Origin of the sequence: Burkholderia sp. Tr-20355 (assembly GCF_017104685.1) — a bacterium.
Taxonomy (GTDB): domain Bacteria; phylum Pseudomonadota; class Gammaproteobacteria; order Burkholderiales; family Burkholderiaceae; genus Burkholderia; species Burkholderia seminalis.
In genome coordinates this window covers 1-23,387 of the sequence record NZ_JAAGPK010000092.1, presented here as the reverse complement: position 1 = coordinate 23,387, position 23,387 = coordinate 1, and the positions used below count along the sequence as shown (strand labels likewise).

The 23,387-nt window shown below is 68.5% G+C and carries 27 protein-coding genes; 14 read left to right on the top strand and 13 right to left on the bottom strand.

Going from position 1 to position 23,387, the window contains the following annotated elements; all coding sequences use genetic code 11:
• Positions 1-44: 44 nt before the first annotated feature.
• Together G3N62_RS21965 and G3N62_RS21960 are read left to right on the top strand one after the other, a co-directional pair.
• The gene (locus G3N62_RS21965; RefSeq protein ID WP_124669062.1) at positions 45-482 is read left to right on the top strand and encodes a hypothetical protein; all 438 of its coding nucleotides are present in this window, start codon (positions 45-47) and stop codon (positions 480-482) included.
• A gap of 202 nt (positions 483-684) precedes the next feature.
• Positions 685-897, top strand: coding sequence for a hypothetical protein (locus G3N62_RS21960; protein WP_006497261.1), 213 nt, complete (start codon positions 685-687; stop codon positions 895-897).
• A 196-nt stretch (positions 898-1,093) separates the two neighbouring features.
• Here the strand turns inward: G3N62_RS21960 and G3N62_RS21955 are convergent, their stop codons facing one another.
• Positions 1,094-2,059: a D-2-hydroxyacid dehydrogenase gene (locus tag G3N62_RS21955; protein WP_124669061.1), complete on the bottom strand. Its 966-nt coding sequence runs from the start codon at positions 2,057-2,059 to the stop codon at positions 1,094-1,096.
• Between the two features lie 260 nt (positions 2,060-2,319).
• Here G3N62_RS21955 and G3N62_RS21950 point away from each other — a divergent pair, with 260 nt between their 5' ends.
• The 5 genes from G3N62_RS21950 to G3N62_RS21930 all read left to right on the top strand — a co-directional run bounded on the left by G3N62_RS21950 (position 2,320) and on the right by G3N62_RS21930 (position 6,926).
• Entirely contained in the window at positions 2,320-3,510 is a 1,191-nt protein-coding gene (locus G3N62_RS21950) for a CaiB/BaiF CoA-transferase family protein (protein ID WP_124669060.1), read from the top strand.
• A 22-nt stretch (positions 3,511-3,532) separates the two neighbouring features.
• A complete protein-coding gene (locus G3N62_RS21945; protein WP_124669059.1) occupies positions 3,533-4,492 on the top strand; it encodes a hydroxymethylglutaryl-CoA lyase in 960 nt (319 codons plus the stop codon).
• 24 nt (positions 4,493-4,516) lie between these two features.
• Positions 4,517-4,900, top strand: coding sequence for a VOC family protein (locus G3N62_RS21940; protein WP_049032498.1), 384 nt, complete (start codon positions 4,517-4,519; stop codon positions 4,898-4,900).
• A 210-nt stretch (positions 4,901-5,110) separates the two neighbouring features.
• Positions 5,111-5,938 (top strand): alpha/beta hydrolase, encoded by an 828-nt coding sequence (locus tag G3N62_RS21935; protein ID WP_124669058.1) that lies wholly within the window; start codon positions 5,111-5,113, stop codon positions 5,936-5,938.
• 94 nt (positions 5,939-6,032) lie between these two features.
• On the top strand, positions 6,033-6,926 hold the full coding sequence (locus G3N62_RS21930) for a LysR family transcriptional regulator (RefSeq protein ID WP_034186870.1): 894 nt from the start codon (positions 6,033-6,035) through the stop codon (positions 6,924-6,926).
• 59 nt (positions 6,927-6,985) lie between these two features.
• On the opposite strand, the gene G3N62_RS21925 is transcribed toward G3N62_RS21930, so the two are convergent.
• Both G3N62_RS21925 and G3N62_RS21920 read right to left on the bottom strand, forming a co-directional pair.
• Complete coding sequence (locus tag G3N62_RS21925; RefSeq protein WP_124669057.1) at positions 6,986-8,437, bottom strand: MFS transporter; 1,452 nt, start codon at positions 8,435-8,437, stop codon at positions 6,986-6,988.
• Between the two features lie 452 nt (positions 8,438-8,889).
• The gene (locus G3N62_RS21920) at positions 8,890-9,528 is read right to left on the bottom strand and encodes a hypothetical protein (RefSeq protein ID WP_059557670.1); all 639 of its coding nucleotides are present in this window, start codon (positions 9,526-9,528) and stop codon (positions 8,890-8,892) included.
• 234 nt (positions 9,529-9,762) lie between these two features.
• On the opposite strand from G3N62_RS21920, the gene G3N62_RS21915 reads away from it, so the two are divergent.
• The 6 genes from G3N62_RS21915 to G3N62_RS21895 all read left to right on the top strand — a co-directional run bounded on the left by G3N62_RS21915 (position 9,763) and on the right by G3N62_RS21895 (position 14,637).
• Positions 9,763-10,689 (top strand): LysR family transcriptional regulator, encoded by a 927-nt coding sequence (locus tag G3N62_RS21915; RefSeq protein WP_124669056.1) that lies wholly within the window; start codon positions 9,763-9,765, stop codon positions 10,687-10,689.
• 206 nt (positions 10,690-10,895) lie between these two features.
• Positions 10,896-12,152: an MFS transporter gene (locus G3N62_RS21910; protein ID WP_049035546.1), complete on the top strand. Its 1,257-nt coding sequence runs from the start codon at positions 10,896-10,898 to the stop codon at positions 12,150-12,152.
• A 211-nt stretch (positions 12,153-12,363) separates the two neighbouring features.
• A complete protein-coding gene (locus G3N62_RS21905) occupies positions 12,364-13,464 on the top strand; it encodes a nitronate monooxygenase (RefSeq protein ID WP_124669055.1) in 1,101 nt (366 codons plus the stop codon).
• A gap of 115 nt (positions 13,465-13,579) precedes the next feature.
• A complete protein-coding gene (locus G3N62_RS21900) occupies positions 13,580-13,951 on the top strand; it encodes a GFA family protein (protein WP_034186864.1) in 372 nt (123 codons plus the stop codon).
• The gene (locus G3N62_RS36280; RefSeq protein ID WP_257786206.1) at positions 13,948-14,076 is read left to right on the top strand and encodes a hypothetical protein; all 129 of its coding nucleotides are present in this window, start codon (positions 13,948-13,950) and stop codon (positions 14,074-14,076) included. Before G3N62_RS21900 ends, G3N62_RS36280 begins: the two co-directional genes overlap by 4 nt.
• 102 nt (positions 14,077-14,178) lie before the next feature.
• Complete coding sequence (locus G3N62_RS21895) at positions 14,179-14,637, top strand: MarR family transcriptional regulator (RefSeq protein WP_034186863.1); 459 nt, start codon at positions 14,179-14,181, stop codon at positions 14,635-14,637.
• 48 nt (positions 14,638-14,685) lie between these two features.
• Here G3N62_RS21895 and G3N62_RS21890 read toward each other — a convergent pair whose 3' ends face one another.
• From G3N62_RS21890 to G3N62_RS21855, 8 genes are all read right to left on the bottom strand, one after another.
• Positions 14,686-15,402 (bottom strand): GNAT family N-acetyltransferase, encoded by a 717-nt coding sequence (locus G3N62_RS21890; protein WP_034186862.1) that lies wholly within the window; start codon positions 15,400-15,402, stop codon positions 14,686-14,688.
• 166 nt (positions 15,403-15,568) lie between these two features.
• A complete protein-coding gene (locus G3N62_RS21885; protein ID WP_124669054.1) occupies positions 15,569-15,898 on the bottom strand; it encodes a DUF4148 domain-containing protein in 330 nt (109 codons plus the stop codon).
• 74 nt (positions 15,899-15,972) lie between these two features.
• On the bottom strand, positions 15,973-16,302 hold the full coding sequence (locus G3N62_RS21880; RefSeq protein WP_034187022.1) for a DUF4148 domain-containing protein: 330 nt from the start codon (positions 16,300-16,302) through the stop codon (positions 15,973-15,975).
• 60 nt (positions 16,303-16,362) lie between these two features.
• Complete coding sequence (locus G3N62_RS21875; protein WP_059557853.1) at positions 16,363-16,689, bottom strand: DUF4148 domain-containing protein; 327 nt, start codon at positions 16,687-16,689, stop codon at positions 16,363-16,365.
• 66 nt (positions 16,690-16,755) lie between these two features.
• Positions 16,756-17,175: an organic hydroperoxide resistance protein gene (locus G3N62_RS21870; RefSeq protein WP_034187020.1), complete on the bottom strand. Its 420-nt coding sequence runs from the start codon at positions 17,173-17,175 to the stop codon at positions 16,756-16,758.
• A 567-nt stretch (positions 17,176-17,742) separates the two neighbouring features.
• Positions 17,743-18,306 (bottom strand): shikimate kinase, encoded by a 564-nt coding sequence (locus G3N62_RS21865; protein WP_059557664.1) that lies wholly within the window; start codon positions 18,304-18,306, stop codon positions 17,743-17,745.
• A complete protein-coding gene (locus tag G3N62_RS21860) occupies positions 18,303-18,950 on the bottom strand; it encodes a hypothetical protein (protein WP_124669051.1) in 648 nt (215 codons plus the stop codon). The genes G3N62_RS21865 and G3N62_RS21860 overlap by 4 nt, the downstream gene beginning before the upstream one ends.
• A 28-nt stretch (positions 18,951-18,978) precedes the next feature.
• A complete protein-coding gene (locus G3N62_RS21855; RefSeq protein WP_034186859.1) occupies positions 18,979-19,389 on the bottom strand; it encodes an acyl-CoA thioesterase in 411 nt (136 codons plus the stop codon).
• 383 nt (positions 19,390-19,772) lie between these two features.
• On the opposite strand from G3N62_RS21855, the gene G3N62_RS21850 reads away from it, so the two are divergent.
• Positions 19,773-20,885, top strand: coding sequence for a 3-deoxy-7-phosphoheptulonate synthase (locus tag G3N62_RS21850; protein ID WP_063896725.1), 1,113 nt, complete (start codon positions 19,773-19,775; stop codon positions 20,883-20,885).
• 19 nt (positions 20,886-20,904) lie between these two features.
• On the opposite strand, the gene G3N62_RS21845 is transcribed toward G3N62_RS21850, so the two are convergent.
• Together G3N62_RS21845 and G3N62_RS21840 are read right to left on the bottom strand one after the other, a co-directional pair.
• Complete coding sequence (locus G3N62_RS21845) at positions 20,905-22,272, bottom strand: glutamate--cysteine ligase (RefSeq protein WP_059557851.1); 1,368 nt, start codon at positions 22,270-22,272, stop codon at positions 20,905-20,907.
• Between the two features lie 120 nt (positions 22,273-22,392).
• A complete protein-coding gene (locus tag G3N62_RS21840) occupies positions 22,393-23,229 on the bottom strand; it encodes a helix-turn-helix transcriptional regulator (protein ID WP_059557657.1) in 837 nt (278 codons plus the stop codon).
• Positions 23,230-23,387 lie beyond the last annotated feature (158 nt).

Here is a 23,387-nt window from a genome sequence, read left to right as displayed (position 1 = left end):
GACGTTGCAGACTACGCGGCGTTCCACTCGATCGACGGATCTCCATGAAGTTTCAAACGCTGCTGACACTCGCCGGTGCAACGACGCTGCTGGCCGCCTGCAACCTGCTCCACGACGGTCCCGGATCGAACGACGTCGACGCGGCCGTGCGCCGCGCGCTCGAAGCGGAAAACCACGGCGGCCTGAACGCGCTGTTCGGCCAGCCGCTGCCTGTCTCGGCCGATGTCGTCTCGGCCAAACCCGACGGCGACTGCAAGAAGCTCGGCGATCGTACGTACGCGTGCGACGTCGTCGTCACGTGGCGCAATGCCGACTACTCGCCGTCGCGCGCGAACCTGACCTTCGTGAAGGCCGCCGACGGCTCGTGGCAGACGTCGGGCGTCGATGCGGCGCTCGTGACGGGCACCGCGAAATCGCTGATCGACCATATCGGCAACGCGTGGCCCGGCAATGCGGCAAGCGGCGCGTCGGCGCCGCAGTGATGGGCCGGCGGCACGCCTTCGGCGCCTTCTGCCGGTATGCGGCCGCGTCCTGATCGGCCTCGCGGTCTCGCCGCTCCCCCTCCCCAAAAAGGGCGCGAACACTGGCCCGATTCCGATCGAAGGCATCCTCGGTATGCGGGCCGGCTTATAGGGAAAACCCTTATTTCGAGATATAATGGCGGCCTAAGAGAAAGGTCGGACCATGCCTGAACGCTTCCAAACCCTTGAAAAATTTGTGTTTTCCCTCGTCGTGATGTCCGCCGTGGTGTGCTCGGCATTCCTCGCGTACGAGCGTCACCCCGAGATCAAGATCGCGCTGCACGAAGGCGAAGCGCTGATGCGCGAGAGCGCGAAGTACTCGGTGATCTGCTCGCCGTCCAAGGTCGATCCTTGCGTCGAGATGTCCGCGTACTGAGCGGTTTTGCGGGCTTGCCCTGCATCGTCGTCGGTCTGAATCCCTTGAAGCCGCGCTCACCGGGTATCCGGAAACCGGCCGCAAGACAGGGCGGATGCACGAACCCGCCACGTGCCGAGTCGCTGGCGTAAGCAGCCCCGAATCCAGCCGGCCCCGCTTCGAGCAATCGAGCGGGGCCGTTCCGTTTCTGCCCGCCTCACACGACATGCCGCGGCGCGCCGCCGGCGAACGCGGCCACGTTGTCGACCAGTTGGTCGGCGAGCGCCTGCATCGCCTCGTCGCTCGCCCACGCGACGTGCGGCGTCAGGATGAACGCCGGATGCGACAGGATCGCGTGGAACGGATGCGCGGCCGGCAGCGGCTCCTGGGTCACCACATCGAATCCCGCACCCGCGATCCGCCCCGACTGCAACGCGTCGACGAGCGCGCGTTCGTCCACGAGGCCGCCGCGCGCCGTGTTGATCAGCAGCGGCCGGCGCGCCATCCGGGCGAATGCTTGCGCATCGATCAGGTGGCGCGTCGCCGGTGTGAGCGGGCAGTGCAGCGTGATCACGTCGCTGTCGCGCAGCAGCGTGTCGAGCGGCACATGGTCACCATCCGCGGTATCGCCGTGCGCCGCGAACAGTACGCGCATGTCGAGCGCACGGGCGATCCCGGCCACCGCGCGGCCGAGCACCCCGTCGCCGACGATCCCGAGCGTCGCGCCCGCCAGGTCGCGGATCGGGTGATCGACGAAGCAGAACTGCCCGCTGTCGAGCCAGCGCCCCGCGCGCACCGCATCGCGATACGCCAGGAGGCTGCGTCGCAGCGCGAAGATCAGCGCGAACGTGTGCTCCGGCACCGTGCGGACCGCATAACCGCGAATGTTGCTCACGACGATGCCGCGTGCCGCGCACGCAGCGAGATCGACGAGGTCCGTGCCGGTGGCGGCAATCGCGATCATCCGCAGGTTCCGCGCGTCGGCGAGCGCCGCCGCGTCGAGCCGCACCTTGTTGATCACGACGATGTCCGCGTCGTCGATGCGCGCGGCCACGTCGTGTGCGGCCGTCCGGTCGAACGTTCGCATCACGTGCGGAAACGGGAACGGCTTCAGCACGGTCTGCGGCGACAGCGTCGCACGGTCGAGAAACACGATCTTCGCGGGAGCGGAAACGGAAAACATGGCGGGTCTCGCTGACGGGCGCCCGGTGGCGCGGAACGGCTTCGATTCTGCCGGCGGCGCGCGCGCCGTCGTTTGACCGTTGCGCGAGCGCGCTTTCCCGGACGGAAAGGCCGGCGCACCGCACGGTGGCCGGCGCGACGCTCGTGCTGCCGCGCGCCTTTCCGTTTCGGAAAGCCTGGTTGAGCATCGATCGATTTTCGCGGTGCGCGAACGCCGTCATGATCGCCGTCATCGATTCCACGATCTGAACGGAGACAACCATGACACGACCGCTCGACGGCATTCGCGTGCTGGAACTCGGCCAACTGATCGCCGGGCCGTTCGCGGGCCGGATGCTTGCCGAATTCGGCGCGGACGTGATCAAGGTCGAACCGCCCGGCCTCGGCGATCCGCTGCGCAAGTGGCGGCTGCTGCACGACGGCACGTCGGTCTGGTGGGCCGTGCAGTCGCGCAACAAGACGTCGCTTACGCTCGACCTGCGCACGCCTGAAGGGCAGGACGTCGTGCGCCGCCTCGCCGCCGAGGCCGACGTGCTGATCGAGAATTTCCGGCCCGGCACGCTCGAAGGCTGGGGGCTCGGCTGGGACGTGCTGTCCGCGCTCAATCCGGGGCTCGTGATGCTGCGCGTGTCGGGCTTCGGGCAGACGGGCCCGTATCGCGACCGGCCGGGCTTCGGCGTGATCGCCGAGGCGATGGGCGGCCTGCGGCACCTGACCGGCGAGCCGGGCCGCACGCCGGTGCGCGTCGGCATCTCGCTCGGCGATTCGCTGTCGGCGCTGCACGGCGTGATCGGCGTGCTGCTCGCGCTGCGGCATCGCGAGCAGCAGGGCGGCAAGGGGCAGGTCGTCGACGTCGCGCTGTACGAATCGGTGTTCAACCTGATGGAAAGCCTGCTGCCCGAATACGCGGCGTTCGGCGCGGTGCGCGAGCCGGCCGGCAGCAGCCTGCCCGGCATCGCGCCGACCAACGCGTACCGCTGCCGCGACGGCAAGTACGCGCTGATCGCCGGCAACGGCGACAGCATCTTCCGGCGCCTGATGGACCTGATCGGCCGGCCCGACCTCGGCCACGATCCCGCGCTCGCGCACAACGACGGGCGCGTCGCGCAGGTCGAGCGCATCGACGCGGCGATCGGCGCGTGGAGCGCGCGCCACGATCTCGACGACGTGCTGGCGGCACTGAACGAGGCGCGCATCCCGTCCGGGCGCATCTACGACGTGGCCGACATCGCGGCCGACCCGCATTACCGCGCACGCGACATGATCGTCGACGCCGCGCTGCCCGACGGCACGCCCGTGCTCGTGCCGGGCATCGTGCCGAAACTCGGCGTCACGCCCGGGCGCATCGAGCGTCCGGCGCCCGCGCTCGGCGCCGATACCGACGCGGTGCTCGAATCGCTCGGCATCGATGCCGCGACGCGCGACGATTGGCGCATGCGCGGCGTGATCTGAACCGGACCCGGGAGAAGACGACATGAGCGGGCAACGCAAACGGCTCCATATCCACGAAGTCGCGACGCGCGACGGTTTCCAGAACGAAGCGGCCTTCGTCGACACCGACGACAAGATCGCGCTCGTCGACGCGCTGAGCGCATGCGGTTACGCGAAGATCGAGGTCACGTCGTTCACGTCGCCGAGGGCGATCCCCGCGCTGCGCGACGCGGAGGCGGTGATGCACGGCATCGTGCGCGCACCGGGCGTCGTCTACACGGTGCTCGTGCCGAACGTGCGCGGCGCCGAGCGCGCGCTGTCGTGCGGCGTCGACGAAGTGAACCTCGTGATGTCGATGAGCGAAAGCCACAACCGCGCGAACCTGCGGATGACGCGCGAGCAGTCGTTCGCGCAGCTGCGCGGCGTGATCGACGCGGTACGCGGCGCGCGGGTCGTGATCAACGTGTCGCTGTCGACCGCGATGGGGTGCCCGATGGAAGGCGACGTGCCGGCCGAAACGGTGCTCGCGTGGATGCAGCGCTTCGCGGATCTCGGCGTGCACGGCTTCACGCTGTGCGACACGACGGGCATGGCATTTCCGTCGCAGGTGCGCGCGTTGTCCGAACGCGCACGCGAACGCTTCCGCGCGCTGCCGCTCACGCTCCATTTCCACAATACGCGCGGGATGGCGCTCGCCAATACGCTCGCGGCGCTCGACGCCGGCATCGACCGCTTCGACGCATCGCTCGGCGGGCTCGGCGGCTGCCCGTATGCGCCGGGTGCGACCGGCAACGCATGCACCGAGGAACTCGTGCACATGCTCGAACTCGACGGCTACGATACGGGCGTCGACCTCGCGGCCGTGCTGGCCGCGTCGGCGCGGCTGCCCGCGCTGATCGGGCACGATGTGCCGAGCCAGATCCTGAAGGCCGGCCGCCGCTCGGACCTGCATCCGCCGCCGCGCGCCGACGTCGGCGAGATGCCCGCGCAACGCGCTTTCTGATGAACGACAACCGGAGCGAATTCCATGGCGCTGATTGACCACCTCGACCATCTCGTGCTGACCTGCGTCGATCCGGACAAGACCCGGCATTTCTACACCGAGGTGCTGCAGATGCAGCTCGAAACGTTCGGTGCCGGCCGGCTCGCGTTCCGCTTCGGCAACCAGAAGATCAACCTGCACGTGCGCGGCGCGGAGTTCGAGCCGAAGGCGCACGTGCCGGTGCCCGGCGCGCTCGATCTGTGCTTCATCGCATCGGTGCCGCTCGACGACGTGATCGCGCACCTGCGGCGCGTCGCATGGCCGATCGTCGAAGGGCCCGTCGAGCGCACGGGCGCCACGCAGAAGATCCGCTCGGTCTACGTGCGCGATCCCGACCTGAACCTGATCGAGATCGCCGAGCCGATCTGAGCCGAAGCAGCCGGTCGCCCGCGAGCACGCGGCGTTCGCAGTCCTTCGCCGAAAGCGGACAGGCGGGCGCCGCGCCCGCCGATTCCGGATAGCCGGACGCGGCCGCGCCGCGGATAATGGCGCAACGGCGTCGGCCCGGCCGTCGCCTTCGCAACGCGCACGGCGAACCCGCTCCCTGCGCATCCGCAACCCGATCCAGGCGCTCCCCGAATGACGATCCTCTATCGCAGCATGGACCGCGCGGCGCTCGATGCCGCGTACCTGAACACGAAAGCCGTTCCCGATTTCCCGGCGCTGCTCGCGTCGTGCCAGGCGCGCAGCGCCGCGTTGTACGACGCGACGCCCGGCCGCCGCGACCTGCGTTACGGCGCGCAGCCCGCGCAACGCTTCGACTGGTTGTCGTGCGGGCAGGCCGGTGCGCCGCTGTTCGTGTTCATTCACGGCGGCTACTGGCAGCACTGCACGAAAGCGGATTTCGCGTATGCGGCGAGCGGGCCGCTCGCCTGCGGCTTCGACGTCATCCTGGCCGAATATACGCTCGCGCCGGTCGCGACGATGACCGGCATCGTCGCCGAAATCGGCATGCTGCTCGATCATCTCGCCACCGACCCCGACCGCCTCGGCACCGCGCGACGCCCGATCCACCTGAGCGGCCACTCGGCGGGCGGCCACCTGACGGCCATGCATCGCGCGCATCCGGCCGTCGTGTCGGCGCTCGCGATCAGCCCGCTCGTCGATCTCGAACCGATTTCGCTGTGCTGCCTGAACGACAAGCTGCAGCTCACCGCGCACGAAGTCGACGCGTACAGTCCGCTGCATCATGTCGGGCCCGGCGCGCCGACCGTCGTTGCGGTCGGTGACGCCGAACTGCCCGAACTCATCCGGCAGGCGGACGAATACGCGACGGCATGCGAAGCGGCCGGCGAACGGATCGCGCGCGTCTGGCTGCCCGGCATGCAGCACTTCGCGGTGCTCGACGATCTCGCGCGGCCGGACGGGGCGATGCTCGCCGCGCTGCGGTCGATCGCGCCGCGCTAGCCGCAGCGCTTCACACGCGCACGGCCGGGCGTATGATCGGCGTCAGGCCGTCGCGGCAACGTGTGCGCCGCACGGTTTTCCCAGGACCCACGACATGGTGAACCCGCTTCATTTCGATCTGCAGTCGCTGCGCGTGTTCGCGCTCGTCGCCGAGCACGGCAGCCTGACGAAGGCGGCCGAGCATGGCCAGCTCACGCTGTCCGCGGTCAGCAAGCGCATCGCCGAACTCGAAAGCGTGACCGGCAGCGCGCTGTTCGTCCGGCATGCGCGGGGCGTCGAGTTGACGCCCGCGGGCCGTGCGCTGCTCGACCATGCAGCGAAGGTAATCGAGCAGGTCAACCGGATGGCGCACGAGATGAGCGACTACGCCACCGGCGTGCGCGGCCACATCCACGTGTGGACCAACACGTCCGCGATCGTCCAGTTCCTGCCCGCCGATCTCGCCGCGTTCCTCACCGACAACCCGGGTATCAAGGTGAGTCTGGAGGAGCGGCTGAGCCACGAGATCGTCGACGCGCTTGCCTCCGGCAAGGCCGATCTCGGCGTGTTCGCCGACAACGTGCCGGCGCCCGGCATCGACCGGCGGCTGTACCGGCACGACGAGCTGGTGCTGCTCGTGCCGCGCACGCACCGGTTCGCCACGCGCGACAGCATCCGCTTCGCGGAGACGCTCGACGAGGACTACGTCGGCCTGAGCGACGGCAGTTCGCTGCTCGCGCGCATGACCGACGCCGCGTTCGCGGCCGAGCGCTCGCTGAAGCTGCGGATCCAGGTATCGAATTTCGACGGCGTGAGCCGGATGATCGAGGCCGGGCTCGGTATCGGCGTACTGCCGCGCGAGGCGGTGACGGGCGAACGCGCGGCCCGGCTCGGCGTCGTGAAACTCGACGACGCGTGGGCGACGCGCACGCTGTGGGTCGGCGTAAAGGCGGGCAGCGTGTTGACCACCGATATCGCGAAACTGTTCGATTTCATGTCGGCGCGGTAAATGCGCCGGCACGACGAAACACGGGGCGCGCGCCTGCGTACCCCGGCCCCGTCACCGCGTTACACCGGATTGATCTCGTCCTGGCTGCGCCGCGTGGTCAGCGGCCCGAGCACGCGCAGCGTCACCGCCACGATACCGAGCGCGACCGAAATCACACCGAACATCGCACCCGCGCCGTAGTTGCCGAGCACCGGCAGCAGCACGAACGGCAAGACGCCGCTGACGATGCGCGACAGCGCATAGGTGCTGCCGATCGCCGTCGAGCGCACGCGTGCCGGGAAGATTTCCGCCTGGTACACGTGATACGCATTGCTGAACACGTTCGACGCGCAGGTCGTCAGGAACCCGAAGCCGACGATCAGCACGGTATGGCCGGAATACGCGAAGCACAGCCCGAATACCGCGATCGACAGGATCGACACGATCACGAGCGTGCGGCGCTCGATCCAGTTCAGCAGCGGAATCGACAGCAACGAACCGATCGGGTAGCCGATGAACGACAGCGCGATGAACAGCGTGCTGTCCGTCACGTCGAAGCCGCGGCTCTTCACGACCGTGCCGGCCAGCGTACCGAACCCGTAGTAGCCGAAGCCCTGGAACAGGTGAAAGGTCGCGAGCATCAGGTAGCGCGCGCCGTAGGGCTCACGACGCAGCAGCGCGATGCGCTCGCGGAGGCCGAGCGGCCGCTGCGGCTCGACCGGCTCCGCGAACTGCTCGGGCACGCGCACGCCGGCGCCGTCCGCGAAACGCCGCAACGCCGCGTGCGCGTCGGCGGTGCGGCCCTGCGCGAGCAGCCAGCGCGGGCTCTCGGGCAAGCGGTGCTGGACGAGCAGCACGTACACGGCGCCGAGACTGCCGATCGCGAGGATGATGCGCCAGCCGGCCACACCGGCCACATGCAGCGGGTTCAGCCACAGCGCGAGGAAGCCGACGAGCGGCACCGCGACGTAGGAAGTCGTATAGGCCCACGCGGCGAGCCGCCCGCGTTTTTCCTTCGGCAGGATCTCGGACAGGAAGCTGTCGGCGACCGGATAGATCGCGCCGACGCCGATGCCCGTCAGGAACCGGCATGCGACGAGCATGTCGGCGTTCACCGAAAACGCGCCGACCAGCGAAAACGCGCTGTACCACGCGAGCGTCAGCAGGAACGCCTTGCGCCGGCCGATGCGGTCGGCGAGGCTGCCCAGGCACATCGCGCCGACGAACATGCCGATGAAGGCCGACGCCAGCAGCAGCTTGAAATCGGCGCTTTGCCGGCTCAGCCCGTATTCGTTCTGCAGCGCGGAGCCGATCGTGCTGACGAGGAAGATCTCGTACATGTCGAAGAACAGCCCGATGCCGATCACCCAGACGACGAACCGGTGCAATGCGCCGACCGGCAGGTCGTCCATGAAATCGCCGAGCGTGACGCGACGGGCGGCAAGGGCCGCCGCATCGGCGCCGACGCCGGAGGAAGCGGCCGGCAGTCGGGCGGACGCGGGGCCGCCGAGATCGAGGGATGGGCTGTTCATCGTGTCTCCTGATTGTCGATATGCCGTGGCGCGCGGCCCGGCCGTTCGCAGCCGGCGTGACGCGCCCGGCCGCACGACGCGGCGACAGGCATCGCAAGGCCCTCAAAGGGCCGGACATGCGCGCTGCGCCGATCGTCCGACACATGGTGGGCATATCGGCGGCGCGTGATAATTGCGGATGCTTCAAGCATCCTTTCCCGGGCAGAAAGGGTGGGGCGCGTGCGGCGGCCCGGATTCGCGCAGCGGGCCGCTGCGGCTTGCGCGGCACGTGATGCCGCGCCGGCAACGGTGTGTGCCCGCGCAGTCGAGCGGACCGGGAAAACCATGAGGCTTCGGCCGTCAGACCGCGCCGCGCATGGCTGCGAGAATCAGGCTTCTGAAGAACACGACGGACCCGGCGCGCGCCGGTGCGCCGCATGTCTGCGCGGCACACCGGCGACGTACATCATTTCTCAACTCGCGATGACGATGAATGCCGTCAGCGCGATCGGGAACAGTGCGAGGCCCAGCAGGCCCAGCGCGCCGTCCGCCGCCATCGTGATCGGCGACAGCGCGAGCTTCGCGCCCTTGCCGAGCATCGACGGCCGCTCGACGACCTCGACGTCGTACGCATGATTGAACGCCTGCGGGAGCGTCGCCGGCGTGACGTCGTTCGGCTGGTAACGCTTGCCGCTGATCGTGCCGCTCTCCGTCAACTGGTGGCGCTGGTCCTTGAAACCGTCGGCGAGCGCGCGCTCGCGAAGCTCGGAGCCAGGCGGCGCGTCCTCGCGCGAAAGCCGCAGCACGTAACGCCCGGCGATCTGGTCGCCATGCGTCTCGAAATCGTAGAAATCGGTATACAGCTTCGGGCGATAGGGCGCCGTGAGGTTGACGGCAAGCGCCGGCGGCACATCGAAGATGTAGTGATACCGCTTGCCGATCACGACAAGTTTCTTCCCGTCCGCGCTGATCAGAAACGCCGACAGCGTTTCCCGGTATTCCGGATCCTTCATCATGCGATCGGTGACGGGGCCGATGCTGACGTCGGTGCAGCCGGCCAGCATGCCGGCCGCCGCCACGGCGGGCAGCGCGAGGAATGTTCTTCTTTTCACAGGTGCTGTAGTTGTGTTGTTGGTTATTCAGCGCAACCGCTTGAATGTCGGGCCCGGCGTTCGAGGAACGCGGCTCCCTGACGGCCGTTCGTGCGGTTTCTTCGCCCGCGCATTGTAGGGCCAAAACGGCGAGCACGGCATCCCCGCGGCCGGACGGCTTGCCCGCGTGCGGTAGACTGCACGCTCGCTTGCCCGCCGCCCATTACACGACCGCCCGCGCCCTGCACACACGCCATGGATCGAATCGATGCGATGAAGGTGTTCGTCGCCACGCTGGACGAGGGCAGCCTCGCGGGCGCGGGCCGACGGCTTGGCCGGTCGCCGGCGGCAGTCAGCCGCGCGATCACGTTTCTCGAGGAACACACCGGCACCGCGCTGCTGTACCGCACCACCCGGACGATCCGACTGAGCGAGGCCGGCGAACGCTACGCGGCCGCGTGCCGCCGCATCCTGTCGGATCTGGAAGAGGCCGACATGCTGGTTGCCGACGAACGCGCCGCGCCGCGCGGCATGCTGACGGTCACCGCGCCGGTCGCCGCCGGCGAGGACGTGCTGCGTGCGCTGCTCGATGCATTCATCGAACGCCATCCGGCCGTGTCGATCCGCCTGCAACTGCTCGACCGTCCCGTCAGCCTCGTCGACGAAGGGATGGACGTCGCGCTGCGCATCGCGCACCTGTCCGATTCGACGCTCGTCGCGATTCCGGTCGGCTCCGTGCGGCGGGTCGTCGTTGCATCCCCCGCTTACCTCGCGAAGCATCCGGCCATCGACACACCGGCCGATCTCGCGCGGCACCGGATCATCTCGATGACGCACTTCGGGCTCGACTCGTGGAGCTTCCCGCCGGCGGCGCCGTCGGCACTGCCGCAGGTCGTCCAGTTCGCGCCGCGCTTCATCATCAACACGATCCGCGGCGCGGTCGCGTCGGCCGTCGCCGGCCACGGCGTCACGCGGCTCTTTTCGTATCACGTCGCCGAACAGGTACGCGACGGCACGCTGCGAATCGTGCTGCGCGACAGCGAGCATGCGCCGCTACCCATTCATCTCGTGACGCCGTACGGGCGGCTGTCGGTCCCCAAGGTACGTGCGTTCGTCGATTTCGCGGCGCCGCGCCTGCGGGAGCATTTCTCGCGGCTGGCGGCCATCACCGACGGCGATTGAACCGCCATGCGGAAGAATGACTTTCGCACGACGGCGATTCTCCCGGCATTCGACTCAATCTAGACTTTCCTCGACCGACGGACGCGCCTGGCGTCCGTCCAGCGAATGGAGGTCGACATGCATCGGGCACTTCCGGATCAACCGCGCGGGCGCGCAGTCCACGCGTCGCCCGGCACGGCGGGCGCGACGCCTGCGGCGAGGGCGCGATGAGCACGACCGTCCACGCACCGGCCGCCGCGCGCGCCGAGCGTCCGGCCGTCAGCTATGCCGAACGCAACCTGCGCTACTGGCGGCGCAATCTCGCCGTCTGCGTGTTCGGGTCATTCACGACGCTCGTCAGCCTGAGCATGCTGCTGCCGTTCTTGCCGCTGTACGTGCGGCAGCTCGGCGTCGACGCGCAGTCGGCCGTCATCCAGTGGTCGGGCATCGCGTTCGGTGCGACGTTTCTCGGCACGGCCGTCACCGCGCCGCTGTGGGGCCGCCTCGCGGACCGCTTCGGCCGCAAGCCGATGCTCGTGCGCGCGGCGATCGGAATGGCGATCGTGATGTCGCTGATCGGCGTCGCGCACAACGTGGTCGAACTGGTCGCACTGCGGTTGATCGCAGGGCTCGTCGGCGGCTACGCGTCGGCGTCGACCGTGATGGTCGGCACGCAGGCGCCGCGCGAACGCGCGGGCTGGGCGCTCGGCATGCTGTCGACCGGCGCGCTCGCGGGCAATCTGGTCGGCCCGCTCGTCGGCGGATTGCTGCCCGGCTGGGTCGGCATTCGCGGCACCTTCTTCGCCGGCGGCGCGATGATCGCCGTCGCCGCGCTGCTGACGATCTTCGTCGTGAAGGAGGACTTCCACGCGGGCACCGACGCGCAAGCCCGCAGCGCCGGCACGGCCACCGGCACGACGCACCGGACGAATCGCGCGGCGGTCGCCGCCTTGCTGGTGACGGCGATGATGGTGCTGCTCGCGAACATGTCGATCGAGCCGATCATCACGGTCTATATCGGCGGACTCGGCGTCGCCGGTGCCTCTCTCGCGCGGGTCGCCGGCGTCGTCATGGCGTGTTCGGCGCTCGGCAGCATGCTGACCGCCGCGCGGCTCGGCGCGCTCGCCGACCGGATCGGCAGCTGGAACGTGATCGTCGGCTGCCTGCTGCTGACCGCGCTCGCGATGGTGCCGCAAGCGTTCGTCACGCACTGGTGGCAACTTGCCGCGCTGCGCGGACTGATGGGCATGACGCTCGCGGGGCTGCTGCCGTCGATCGGCAAGCTCGTGCGGCAATCGGTCGACGAGCGCTCGACGGGGCAGATGCTCGGCTACCTGCAGTCCGCACAGTTCAGCGGGCAGGTGATCGGCCCCGTGATCGGCGGGCAGATCGGCGTCGCATTCGGCCTGCATTCGGTGTTCTTCGTGACAGGCGCGCTGCTGGCCGCTTGCGCCGGGCTCGCGCACTGGGCACGCGGCCGCTAGCCGCCGGCCCGCGGGCCGACGTCTGGCGTAGGATGGATAGCGTTGCCGGTACCGCATCCGGACGCAGGCAGCACCGCACGGGCGCCCACCTTTTCCTCGTGACCGGTGCGCGCGAAGCACGACTTGCACGCGCCGGGCCGAACCGGACTCACGCGCGTCGGCGCGCAGGCGACCGGCGCCTTTCGATCACGGCTATGGGGAGACAAGCGACATGAATCAACCGACCGACAACCGGGCGCTGTTGCGCACGCTCGGTATCCGCGCACCGATCGTCCAGGCGCCGATGGCCGGCGTCAGCACGCCGGCGCTGGCCGCCGCCGTGTCGAACGCCGGCGGGCTCGGCTCGCTCGGTGTCGGCGCGACGCATGCCGACGGCGCACGCACGATGATTCGCGAGACGCGCGCGCTGACCGACCGCCCATTCAACATCAACGTGTTCTGCCATGCCCCGGCCCGCGCGGACGCAGCCGTCGAACGCGCGTGGCTCGACTGGCTCGCGCCGGCGTTCCGCGAATACGGCGCGACGCCGCCCGCGTCGCTGTCGGAGATCTATACGAGCTTCGTCGCGGACGATGCGATGCAGGCGATGCTCGTCGAGGAGAAACCGGCCGTCGTCAGCTTCCATTTCGGGCTGCCGCCAGCGGACGTGATCGCCGCGCTGAAACGCGCGGGCATCACGCTGTTCGCGACCGCGACGCATCTCGACGAGGCACGGCAGATCGCCGCCGCCGGCATCGATGCGATCGTCGCGCAGGGCATCGAAGCCGGCGGGCATCGCGGCGTGTTCGATTCGACCGCGCATGACGATCGCCTCGGCACGTTCGCGCTGACCCGCCTGATCGTGCGCGAATGCGCGCTGCCCGTGATCGCCGCCGGCGGCATCATGGACGGCGCAGGCATTGCCGCCGCGCTCGCGCTCGGCGCGCAGGCCGCGCAGCTCGGCACCGCGTTCGTCGCGTGCCCGGAGACGTCGATCGACGACGGCTATCGCCGCGCGATCCTCGGCGACGCGGCGCGCCGCACGACGTTGACGGCCGCGATCTCGGGCCGGGCCGCACGCGGCATCGCGAACCGGCTGACCGCGCTCGGCGACGATCCGCACGCGCCGGCCACGCCCGCGTATCCGATCGCCTACGACGCGGGCAAGGCGTTGCATGCGGCCGCGAAGGCGAAGGGCGAATTCGGCTACGGCGCGCAGTGGGCCGGGCAGGCGGCGCCGCTCGTGCGCACGCTGCCGGCTACCGAGTTGTTCGCCGCACTCGAAAGCGAAGCGCGGGCGGCGATCGAGCGGCTTCGGCACGCGCTGGACTGATCGCGCACCGCGGATTTGCAAGGCTTTGTATCGGCACGAACTGCAGATACAGAGCGATACAACGGCCCCGCGCGGCTTCGCTATAAAGCAGGCATGACCGCTTCCGGAGTCCATCATGTCTGCAACGTGGTTCAAGGGATCCTGCCATTGCGGGGCCGTCAAATTCGAAGTCAGGGCGGCCATTACGCCGGCCGTTCGCTGCAACTGCAGCCTGTGCCGCCGCCGCGGCGCGCTGATGAGCCCGATGTTCGCCGCCGCCTGTCTGACCATCGTCGAAGGCGAGGACGTGCTGACGTGCTACCGCTTCAACACGCGCACGGCCCGTCACTATTTCTGCAGCCGGTGCGGCGTCTATCCGTTCCATCAGACGCGCAAGGACCCGGCATGCTGGCGCGTCAATCTCGGCTGCCTCGACGGCATCGATCCGTATGCGCTCGACGCGACGGTCGCCAACGGGGCAAGCCTGTCGGTCGTGGAGGACGCATGAAACGCTGGCTGATGATCCTGCTGTTTGCCGCAGGCGGGCTCGCGACTGAAATCGCGCATCCGGTGCAATGCTCGCTGCTGTCGGTCAGCCGTCAGCAGACCGGCAAGCGCCGCGGGCACGGCTGAGGCCGCACCGGTTCATCGAGACCGATTATCATGCTTCCGATAAGATCGCATGCGATATATAATGCGGTTGTCTGCGACCGTTCACGTCGCTGGAGGAAGCCCATGAAACCGACCGAAGCCTCATCGCCCGCCACGCCGAAGCTGTCCGAGTTCCTTTGCTTTGCGATCTACTCGGCGAATCTCGCGTTCGGCAAGGCCTACAAGCCGATCCTCGACGAGCTCGGCCTCACGTATACGCAATACATCACGATCATCGCACTGTGGGAGCAGGACAACCAGACCGTCGGCCAGCTCGGCGAGAAGCTGTTCCTCGAATCCAATACGCTGACGCCGATCCTGAAGAAGCTCGAAGCGATGGGCTACCTGGAGCGGCACCGTGACCCGTCCGACGAACGCCAGGTGCTCGTCAGCCTGACGAAAAGCGGCCGCCGCGTGCGCGAGAAGGGGCTCGACATGAATCTGGTCGAAGCCACCGGGTTGAAGCCGGACGAATTCGCGAAGGTGCAGAAGGCGATCGTCACGCTGCGCGGCAACCTGATCCGTTCGACCGAAGAAGCATGAGCCGATGAACCGCCGGCGGCCGGCGCGTGCATCGCGCCGGCCGCGTCGTCATGCGTGCGCGTCGCCCAGCACCAGCAGGCGCATCTCGCGGCGCACGACGAAACCGAGCGCGACATAGCGCTCGATCGCCACCTGGTTCGTCGTGAGGACGTGCAGGAAAGGCGTTTCCGCGCGCGCACCGATCGACGCGATCAACGACCGGATCAGGCGCGCCGCAAGGCCTTGCCGCCGAAACGCGGCATCCACGCACACGGCGCTGATCTCCGTATACCCGTCGACCCGCATCCGCTCGCCAGCCATCGCGGCGAGCCGGCCTGCGCTGCGCACGCCGATGTAGCGGCCAAGCTCGACCGTGCGCGGGCCGAACGGGCCCGGCTGCGCCGCCGTGGTCAGCGCGAGCATGTCCGGCACATCGGCTTCGCCGAGCGTCACATGCTCCGATTCGTCGGCCGGATCGGGCGCGCCTTGCCAGACCATTTGCAGCAGTGTCGCGCGCCGGACGACCGCCCATCCCGCCGGCGGCTCGATTTCGTCCGGCGTGACGAGGGCCGCTGGCCCGTGCGCGGCGACCAGTTCGCGCAGCGCGTCGAACGAAGCCGCGCTCGTGTCGGCGATCGCGGCGAATGGCGCAATGGCCGACGGAAACCGCCACGCGCGGTCATTGCCGAGCGCCAGGTGGCGCTGCTTGCCCGTCAGTGCGTTCCAGGCGACCCGATCGAGCACGTGTGTATCGCCTGTCGCGTTTCCGGTCGTGGCATCCGGCATCGGCTGCTCCTCGAATGAAGATGGGGGACGCACAGCATAGACCGGATGCGCGAGGCAGGTAGCAGCGTCGATCCAGACACCGGCTTCCCCATGACAAAAGCGCATGCGATTACATCGCATGCGCTTTATAAGGCGATAGAGGGCGACCGTTTTCGTCGTGCCGCGCTCAATGGCCGAAATAAACCGAGCGCCCGGCCATGCGAACCCCGTCGCGGCTGCCCGACTGCGCCGCGCCGCTCGCGTCGCTGCCGTATCCGGCTGCCTGCGCGTCGGCCGCATCGGCGCCATTGTCGTGAATCCGGCTCAGCGCCGCCCGGATATTGTCCGGATAGTTCGGGTCGTTGGGGCGGTTCGGCAGGTAGCCGGCCGTTTGCAGCGCGACCAGTTCCGCACGCACCTGCGCGCGCGTGACGGTGCTTTCGCTGGCGAACGCCGGCGCGGCGGCGGAGGCCGACACGGCGACGAGAAGGGCTGCGATCAGTTGGGTCTTCATCATTTACCTCGACAGGGAAACAGGCATTCAGGGGTTGCGTACCGTACGCCGGCCATCGGCGCCGTTCGCGGTTTCATTCAGTGACCGAAGTAGATCGAACGTTCGGCGATGCGCGTCGCGGGCCGGCTGCCCGACTGCGTCGCGGCGGCAGCGTCGGGGCCATAACCCGACGACGCGGACGTGTCGGCCGCCACGGCGTCGTTCGCGTGAACGCGCGTCAATGCGGCCTGCAAGTCGTCCGGGTAATGCGGATCGTTCGCCCGGCCGGGACGGTAACCGGCCTGTTCGAGCTGGACGAGTTCGGCGCGCACCTGCGCGCGGGACACGGCGGCCTGGTCGGCGAACGCCGGGGCGGCGGCGGAAGCGGAAACGGCGACGAGCAGCGCAGCGATCAATTGGGTTTTCATCATTCACCTCGACAATCTGGAAACGGGAAAGGATTCAGGGTTCGCACACCGGCGCGCCGCTCAATGACCGAAGTACACCGAGCGCGCGGCCACGCTGAGCGCGGGCCGGCGGCCGGATTGCGTCGCGGCGTCGCCGTTGCTGCCGTAGCCGGACGCCGGCACGTGGGCAACGACGGCATCGTCGGCATGGATCTGCGTGAGCGCGGCCTGCAGATCGTTCGGATAGGTCGCGTCGGACGCACGGTTCAGCGGATAGCCGGCCTGTTGAAGCTGGGCAAGCTCGGCGCGTACCTGTGCACGCGTCACGGCGGTTTCGTTGGCGAACGCCGGGGCGGCAACGGTGGCCGAGACGGCGACGAGCAGGGCAGCGATCAATTGGACTTTCATCATTCACCTCGATAGAAAAGAAATCGGAAATTCGGGCGGGCCGCGTTCGGCCGCCCGATACAACGTTCAGGCGATGCGGATGTCGACGTCGATGTTGCCGCGCGTCGCCTTCGAGTACGGGCAGGTCTGGTGCGCGGCGTCGACGATCCGTTGCGCGACGTCGCGATCGAGCCCCGGCACGCTCACGTTCAGCCGGGCCTGCAGGAAATACGCGTTGCCGCCGGTGCCGAGATCCACTTCGGCGTCGACCGCGAGATCGGCCGGCAGCGTCACCTTCGCGGCACGCGCCGCAAGCTGCATCGCGCCGATGAAACAGGCCGACCAGCCGGCGGCGAACAGCTGTTCCGGGTTGGTGCCGGTGCCGGCGCTGCCCGGCGACGACAGCTGGATGTCGAGGCGACCGTCGGAACTGCGCGCCGCGCCGTCGCGGCCGCCGGAAGTCGTATGCGTCTTGCCCGTGTACAGCACTGTTTCGATCTTGCTCATCATTGGCTCCGTCAGTGGGGTTTGTTTCAGATGCGATTCGATCGCATGCGATGCAGTTTGGTCGAGATGATTTCCCTAGTCAAGCGTATTCGATTAAATCGCATGCGATATTTTGTATTTCAATGTATCTGGCACGTGTCGCGCCTTTCCGGACAAGGCTTTCCGACGATCGCGCCCTGATATCGAGCAGATCGGCAAACGTGCCGGATTCCGGGCAGGGCACACGAAAACGCCCGGGAGACGGGATGACCGCCCCGCAGGGCGGCCGCTCCATCACGTTGCGGCGATCTCGGCGATCGCGACGAGGATGACGGCCGCATCGGCCGGCAACTGGCGCGGGGAGAACGCCGAACGCGCGTGTCGCAGGGAAGGCTGCTTGCCGCGCCGGCATCGGAAACGCGCCGATCTGCCTGCCTCGAAACCCGCAGTTGGATAAAACGATCGACCTATCCGGATAACTTTTCTTATCACAACACCACGATTGAATATCCAAACTCGTCACTTCAAAAACGCTTCCGACATCGAACAGGGGGTCGCCTCGTAGGGCAGGGCAGCGAACACGCGCCGTCAATCCGGCGCGTTCAGCCGCGCCAACAGCACCGTCAGCACGTCCGCCGTCGCCCGCGCGACACCGTGAGCGGTCGTGTCGACCAGCGCATGCGCGCATTCGCGATACAGCGGGTCGCGCATCCGGTATTGCGCGGCGAGCGTTTGCCGCGGTTCGGCCACCTGCAGCAGCGGCCGCCGCGTGTCGTCGCGGGTCCGGCGCCACAACGCATCGGGATCCGCATGCAGGTAGACCACGCAGCCGCGTTCGTTCAGGCGCGCGCGGGTGCGCGGATTCAGGATCGCGCCCCCGCCGGTCGCCACGATCACGTTCGCGCGCTGCGTCAGTTCGTCGACGATATGCGTTTCGAGCAGCCGGAAACCGCGTTCGCCGACGCTGTCGAACAGCGCGGCGACCGAGCGGCCCGTGCGCCGCTCGATCTCGTCGTCGCTGTCGGCGAACGCCCAGCCGAGCGATGCCGCCAGTGCACGGCCGAGCGTCGACTTGCCCGCGCCCATCATGCCGACCAGGAACGCGCGCGCGGGCAGCGCACGCGCACCGGCCGTCACGACGACGGCGCTCATAGCCGCCGGGCGAGCGGCCAGCCGGCCCGCGTCGCCAGGCAGATCCGCCGCGTGCGCACCGCGTCCGACAGCGTATCGAGCGCCGCGCCGGTCGACGCGTCGTCGGCGTCCAGCAGCGCGCCGAGCACCTGTTCGTCGGGATTGCCCGCTGCGAGGTGTTCGGCCGCCTCCGCCTCAATGGTCCGCGGCGTGCGGTCAGGCCCCCCGTCGCCCGCCGGCCGCCGCCACCGCCCGTGCCGGTCGCGCCATCGCACGACCAGCCCGTAGAGCAGCGCACCGCCAGGCACGACCGTGTCGTCACGTGCCGCCGCCGGGCCGTCCGGCGTCGTACACCGTGTGACCCAGCTCGCGAACTCGAGCAGCGACGCATCGTGCGCGAGCGTCGCCGCGTCGAGCGCGACGGCCACGCCGGCGTCCCGCAACCGGCCGAGCAGCGGCCGCACGCCGTCGTGCGCACCGCCGCACGGCTGCAGCAGCACCTCCAGCTCGTCCTCGTGGCGGTACGCGAGCACACGGTGCCGCTCGAGCGCAGCCGGCTCGAGCAGCGCCTGCGCCGCCTGACGGACGATCACGATCGCACGATCGTCACGCCGCTCGACGATCGCGCCGATCCGGCGCCGGGCGCGCGCCACCGGGCAGTTCACGTGTCGCTCCCGACCGCGTGAGCGCGGCTCACAGCGAACCCTGGAATTCGAGCACGCGCGTCTTGAATTCGTCGGGCACGGCCAGCGTCGTGTTGTTCGCGTAATCGAACATCACGTGCGTCGACACGCCGCGCGCGACGATGGTCTGGTCGTCGCGCTCCATCAGGTGTTCGAGATCGAAGCTCTTGCTGCCGAAGCGCACGATGCTCGAGCGGATCGTCAGGTTGTCGCCGAATTGCGCCGGTGCGAGGTACTCGCATTGCGTCTTCACCATGATGTGCGGCAGCTTCTCGCTGCGCGGCAGGCCGAGCAGGTCGAACATGTAGCAGAGGTACGAATGCTGCAGATAGTCGTAATAGACGGGACTGCTCACATGCCCCATCGAATCCGTATCGCGATACTTGACGTGAATGGGCGTTTCGTAATGTCGCTTCGCCATGGTGATTCTCCGCAATGACTGGGTTGATTTATATTTTCTTGCCCGAGTGGCCTGTCGGGCATCCGAAAATTAATCGAACGACTATCGGGCCGCCACTATCAGAACGAATAGCAACCCCGCGTGGAGCCCCGGAAAATCAAGACTTCCCTTCAACCGGGTCGTTCCCCTGATTTCCAAATGAAAATCGAATGACCGACCGCCTTCGCCTCCTGCAACCCAGCACGACAGATGCCGGAATTATCGAATTCGACGCTTATTTCCCTCATTCATAAGGTTATGAATTAGAAACTGATAAATGTGTTAGTTGCGCACCAAAAGCGCCATTCAATACAGTCGCGCTGTAGTAAAAAGTCCCGTTCATTATCGACAGGAGGGCAGTCCCCATGCATGCAAACGCCTGGACGACAAACCGCGACGCCGTGCTGCGCTTGCCGTCCCCTGCGGATCTGGCCCGCGCGCTGCCGCCGGCCTTGCGCGCGTCGCGCACCGTTCATACGACCCGCCGTGCGATCGTCGACGTGCTCGACGGCACGGACGACCGGCTCGTGGTCATCGCCGGTCCGTGCTCGGTGCACGATCCGGCCGCCGCGCGCGACTACGCGGCACGGCTCGCGCTGCAACGCGCGCGCTTCGCCGACGAGCTGGAAATCGTGATGCGCGTGTACTTCGAGAAGCCGCGCACGACCATCGGCTGGAAAGGGCTGATCAACGATCCGCTGCTGGACGGCAGCGACCGGATCGATGCCGGGCTGCAGGCGGCCCGCGCGCTGCTGTGCGACATCAACGGTGCGGAGATGCCGGCCGCGACCGAGTTTCTCGATCCGCTGTCGCCGCGCTACCTCGCGGATCTGGTTGCGTGGGGCGCGATCGGCGCGCGCACCGTGGAGTCGCAGGTGCATCGCGAGCTGGCGTCGTCGCTGCCGATCCCGATCGGCTTCAAGAACGGCACCGACGGCAACGTCCAGGTGGCCGTCGATGCGATGCGCGCGGCGGCGCATCCGCACCGGTTCCTGTCGATCGATGCGGATGGCCGGTTATGCGCGGCCGCGTCGCCCGGCAATCCGCACACGCACGTCGTGCTGCGCGGCGGGCGCGAGCCGAATTTCGACGCGGCCGCCGTGAATGCGGCATGCGAGCGCATGACGGGCGCGCAGGTCGCGCCGCGCGTGATGATCGACGTCAGTCACGGCAACAGCCGCCGCCAATACCGCAACCAGCTCGGTGTCGGCGCGGAAGTCGCCGCGCAGGTGGCGGCCGGCGATACGCGCATCGTCGGCGTGCTGATCGAGTCGAACCTGATCGAAGGGCGGCAGGACCTCGTGCCCGGCGTGCCGCTGCGCTACGGGCAGAGCATCACCGACGCGTGCCTGTCGTTCGCCGATACCGCGCGGCTCTTCGAGACGCTCGCTCACGCCGTGCGTACGCGGCGACGCGGCCATGCGCTGCCGCCCGGCGTCGAGTTCGCACACGAGCCGCTGCTCGCGTGCTGCGCGTGAGCGGCCCGGCGCGCCGCGCTCAGACGGCGGCTTCGTCATGAATCCGCGTCGCGTCGCCGGCCCATGCGTCGCGATAGCGGGCCAGCCAGTGCTCGGCCTGGGTCGGCGCGCCGGCGACGATCGCGTCGAGCGGGGCGAGATACCTCGATTCGTCGTGGCCGGCCGCGTCCCGGCGCGCCCGCGCACGCAGGCCGCGATGCGCGATCGCAAGCGCGTCGGCCGCCAGCGCGCGCAATGAACGGCCGTCGACGCGCGTGTCGAGCCCGGTACGCGGCACGTCGCGACGCAGCGTGAGCAGCGTGCCGCGGTCGATCCCGGCCGCCAGCGTCTCGGCCTCCGACAGCGCGGCCGGATCGTACAGCAGGCCGGTCCAGAACGCGGACAACGCGACCATCATGTCGGGCGAGCCGGCATCGGCGCCGCGCATCTCGAGATAGCGCTTGAGCCGGACCTCGGTAAACACCGTCGTCAGGTGGTCCGCGAAATCCCCCAGTGTCGGCGTCTCGCCTTCGAGATGCGGAATGCGCCGTCGCATGAAATCGCGGAACGTGTGCCCGGTCGCCTCCGCATAACGATCGCCGCGCCGCACGAAATACATCGGCACGTTGTCGAGCAGCCAGCTCACGTAGCGCTCGAAGCCGAAGCTGCGCGACAGGAACAGGGCCGGCGCGCCGCAACGATCCTCGTCGGTGTCGAGCCACGTGTGCGCACGCGTCGACAGCAGGCCCGACGGGCGGCCGTCGCGAAACGGCGAATTCGCGAACAGCGCGGTCGCGACCGGCTGCAGCGCGAGCGACACGCGCATCTTGCGCGCCATGTCGCTTTCCGACGCGAAATCGAGGTTGACCTGCACGGTGCAGGTGCGCTGCATCATGTCGAGCCCGCGCGTGCCGACGCGCGGCATGTAGCGCCGCATGATCCCGTAGCGCTGCTTCGGCATCCACGGCAGCGCTTCGCGCGACAGGTGAGGGTGAAAACCGAGCGGCACGCAGCGCAGGCCGAGCGGATCGCATGCCGCTCGGGCCGCGGCGAGGTGTGCATGCAGTTCGGCGTGCGTGTCGTGCAGCGTATCGAGCGGCGCGCCCGACAGTTCGAGCTGGCCGGCCGGCTCGAGCGAGATCGCCGCGCCGTCGCGCTGGATCACGCCGACGACCTGGCCGGCATCGACGATCGGCGTTCCGTCGCCGCGCAGCCGCTCGAGCACCGCGGCAATGCCGGACGATCCCTCGTAACGCGCGGCCGCGTGCGTCGCGCGGGCCACGACGAACTTCTCGTGCTCGGTGCCGATCCGGAACCGCGCGGCCGGCTTGCAGCCGGCGGCCAGATGATCGGCGAGCTGCTGCTCGGAGACGATCGGCGTGTTGTCCGATCCGACGGCATTCGACATCGACATCCTCCACAGGTCACATTGAGCGACCGACCGGCCGGTCGCACGGCGACTATAGCGACGTCGCCGCGCGCGCAGTACTGGCAGGGGTGATAGGGCGTCGTGCGATTCCGCGCCGCGTTACGGCTGCTTGCGCTTCGCGAAGTAGTGCGCGGGCGAATCGCCGAACGCGCGGCGGAACATCGCGATGAAATTGCTCGGCGTCGCATAGCCGAGCGCGTCGGCGATGTTGGCGACGCTGTCGCCGTTCGCCAGCCGTTCGAGCGCGTGCGTGAGCCGCGCCTGCTGCCGCCACTGCGCGAAGCTCGTGCCGGTTTCCGCGACGAACAGCCGGCTCAGCGTCCGGGCGGACAACCCGGCCCATTCGGCCCACGCGTCGAGCGTGCGGCTGTCGTGCGGCTGCCCGAGGATCGCGTTCGCGATGCGCAGCAACCGCCGGTCGTGCGGCATCGGCAAGTGTAGCGGTTCGTGCGGCGCGCGCCGCATCTCGTCGAGCAGCACGACGCTGATGCGCGCCTGTTCGATGTCGAGCCGGTCCTGGTCGGCCCACGACACCGCGCGCCGCACGAGCGCGCGCATCAGGTCGGTGATCGCGATCACGCACGGTTGATCCGGCATCCGGCGGCTCGCGGCCGGCGCGATCACGACGCTCCAGCCGCTCAACGCACCGCTGATGCTGACCTTGTGCTGCTCGCCCGGCGGAATCCAGCCCGCTCGATGCGGCGGCAGCAGCCACGAACCGTGCGGCGTGCGCACGTGCGCGAAACCGCTTTCCACGCAGAACACCTGGCCGCGCAGATGGCTGTGCCAGTCGACCTCGCGCGTGCCGAGCTGATACGCGTTGCTGCCGTCGTCCTCGCCCCAGACGGCGATCAGCGACGGGCCGTCCGCGCGTTCGCTCGGATCGGCGTCGGCGCGTGGCATGGCACGGGAGGGAGAGGCTTCTCGGATGGGCATGGCCGGAATTCATTATTTTTTGTCTAAACAACATTATCAGCTTTGCCCGGGAGCGTCCAACAATGCGTGTCGTGTACAAACCCAATCGAAGCAGAGGAATGCGATGCATGCAGCACTTGCTCCCTCGCCACGCGATGCCGTCGCGCTGCGCGTCCTGA

Excerpts from the sequence above, each read along its gene's own strand:
- G3N62_RS21965 (WP_124669062.1), top strand. The coding sequence starts at position 45 with ATGAAGTTTCAAACGCTGCTGACACTCGCCGGTGCAACGACGCTGCTG.
- G3N62_RS21960 (WP_006497261.1), top strand. The coding sequence starts at position 685 with ATGCCTGAACGCTTCCAAACCCTTGAAAAATTTGTGTTTTCCCTCGTC.
- G3N62_RS21955 (WP_124669061.1), bottom strand. The coding sequence starts at position 2,059 with ATGTTTTCCGTTTCCGCTCCCGCGAAGATCGTGTTTCTCGACCGTGCG.
- G3N62_RS21950 (WP_124669060.1), top strand. The coding sequence starts at position 2,320 with ATGACACGACCGCTCGACGGCATTCGCGTGCTGGAACTCGGCCAACTG.
- G3N62_RS21945 (WP_124669059.1), top strand. The coding sequence starts at position 3,533 with ATGAGCGGGCAACGCAAACGGCTCCATATCCACGAAGTCGCGACGCGC.
- G3N62_RS21940 (WP_049032498.1), top strand. The coding sequence starts at position 4,517 with ATGGCGCTGATTGACCACCTCGACCATCTCGTGCTGACCTGCGTCGAT.
- G3N62_RS21935 (WP_124669058.1), top strand. The coding sequence starts at position 5,111 with ATGACGATCCTCTATCGCAGCATGGACCGCGCGGCGCTCGATGCCGCG.
- G3N62_RS21930 (WP_034186870.1), top strand. The coding sequence starts at position 6,033 with ATGGTGAACCCGCTTCATTTCGATCTGCAGTCGCTGCGCGTGTTCGCG.
- G3N62_RS21925 (WP_124669057.1), bottom strand. The coding sequence starts at position 8,437 with ATGAACAGCCCATCCCTCGATCTCGGCGGCCCCGCGTCCGCCCGACTG.
- G3N62_RS21915 (WP_124669056.1), top strand. The coding sequence starts at position 9,763 with ATGGATCGAATCGATGCGATGAAGGTGTTCGTCGCCACGCTGGACGAG.
- G3N62_RS21910 (WP_049035546.1), top strand. The coding sequence starts at position 10,896 with ATGAGCACGACCGTCCACGCACCGGCCGCCGCGCGCGCCGAGCGTCCG.
- G3N62_RS21905 (WP_124669055.1), top strand. The coding sequence starts at position 12,364 with ATGAATCAACCGACCGACAACCGGGCGCTGTTGCGCACGCTCGGTATC.
- G3N62_RS21900 (WP_034186864.1), top strand. The coding sequence starts at position 13,580 with ATGTCTGCAACGTGGTTCAAGGGATCCTGCCATTGCGGGGCCGTCAAA.
- G3N62_RS36280 (WP_257786206.1), top strand. The coding sequence starts at position 13,948 with ATGAAACGCTGGCTGATGATCCTGCTGTTTGCCGCAGGCGGGCTCGCG.
- G3N62_RS21895 (WP_034186863.1), top strand. The coding sequence starts at position 14,179 with ATGAAACCGACCGAAGCCTCATCGCCCGCCACGCCGAAGCTGTCCGAG.
- G3N62_RS21890 (WP_034186862.1), bottom strand. The coding sequence starts at position 15,402 with ATGCCGGATGCCACGACCGGAAACGCGACAGGCGATACACACGTGCTC.
- G3N62_RS21885 (WP_124669054.1), bottom strand. The coding sequence starts at position 15,898 with ATGATGAAGACCCAACTGATCGCAGCCCTTCTCGTCGCCGTGTCGGCC.
- G3N62_RS21880 (WP_034187022.1), bottom strand. The coding sequence starts at position 16,302 with ATGAAAACCCAATTGATCGCTGCGCTGCTCGTCGCCGTTTCCGCTTCC.
- G3N62_RS21875 (WP_059557853.1), bottom strand. The coding sequence starts at position 16,689 with ATGAAAGTCCAATTGATCGCTGCCCTGCTCGTCGCCGTCTCGGCCACC.
- G3N62_RS21870 (WP_034187020.1), bottom strand. The coding sequence starts at position 17,175 with ATGAGCAAGATCGAAACAGTGCTGTACACGGGCAAGACGCATACGACT.
- G3N62_RS21865 (WP_059557664.1), bottom strand. The coding sequence starts at position 18,306 with ATGAGCGCCGTCGTCGTGACGGCCGGTGCGCGTGCGCTGCCCGCGCGC.
- G3N62_RS21855 (WP_034186859.1), bottom strand. The coding sequence starts at position 19,389 with ATGGCGAAGCGACATTACGAAACGCCCATTCACGTCAAGTATCGCGAT.
- G3N62_RS21850 (WP_063896725.1), top strand. The coding sequence starts at position 19,773 with ATGCATGCAAACGCCTGGACGACAAACCGCGACGCCGTGCTGCGCTTG.
- G3N62_RS21845 (WP_059557851.1), bottom strand. The coding sequence starts at position 22,272 with ATGTCGAATGCCGTCGGATCGGACAACACGCCGATCGTCTCCGAGCAG.
- G3N62_RS21840 (WP_059557657.1), bottom strand. The coding sequence starts at position 23,229 with ATGCCCATCCGAGAAGCCTCTCCCTCCCGTGCCATGCCACGCGCCGAC.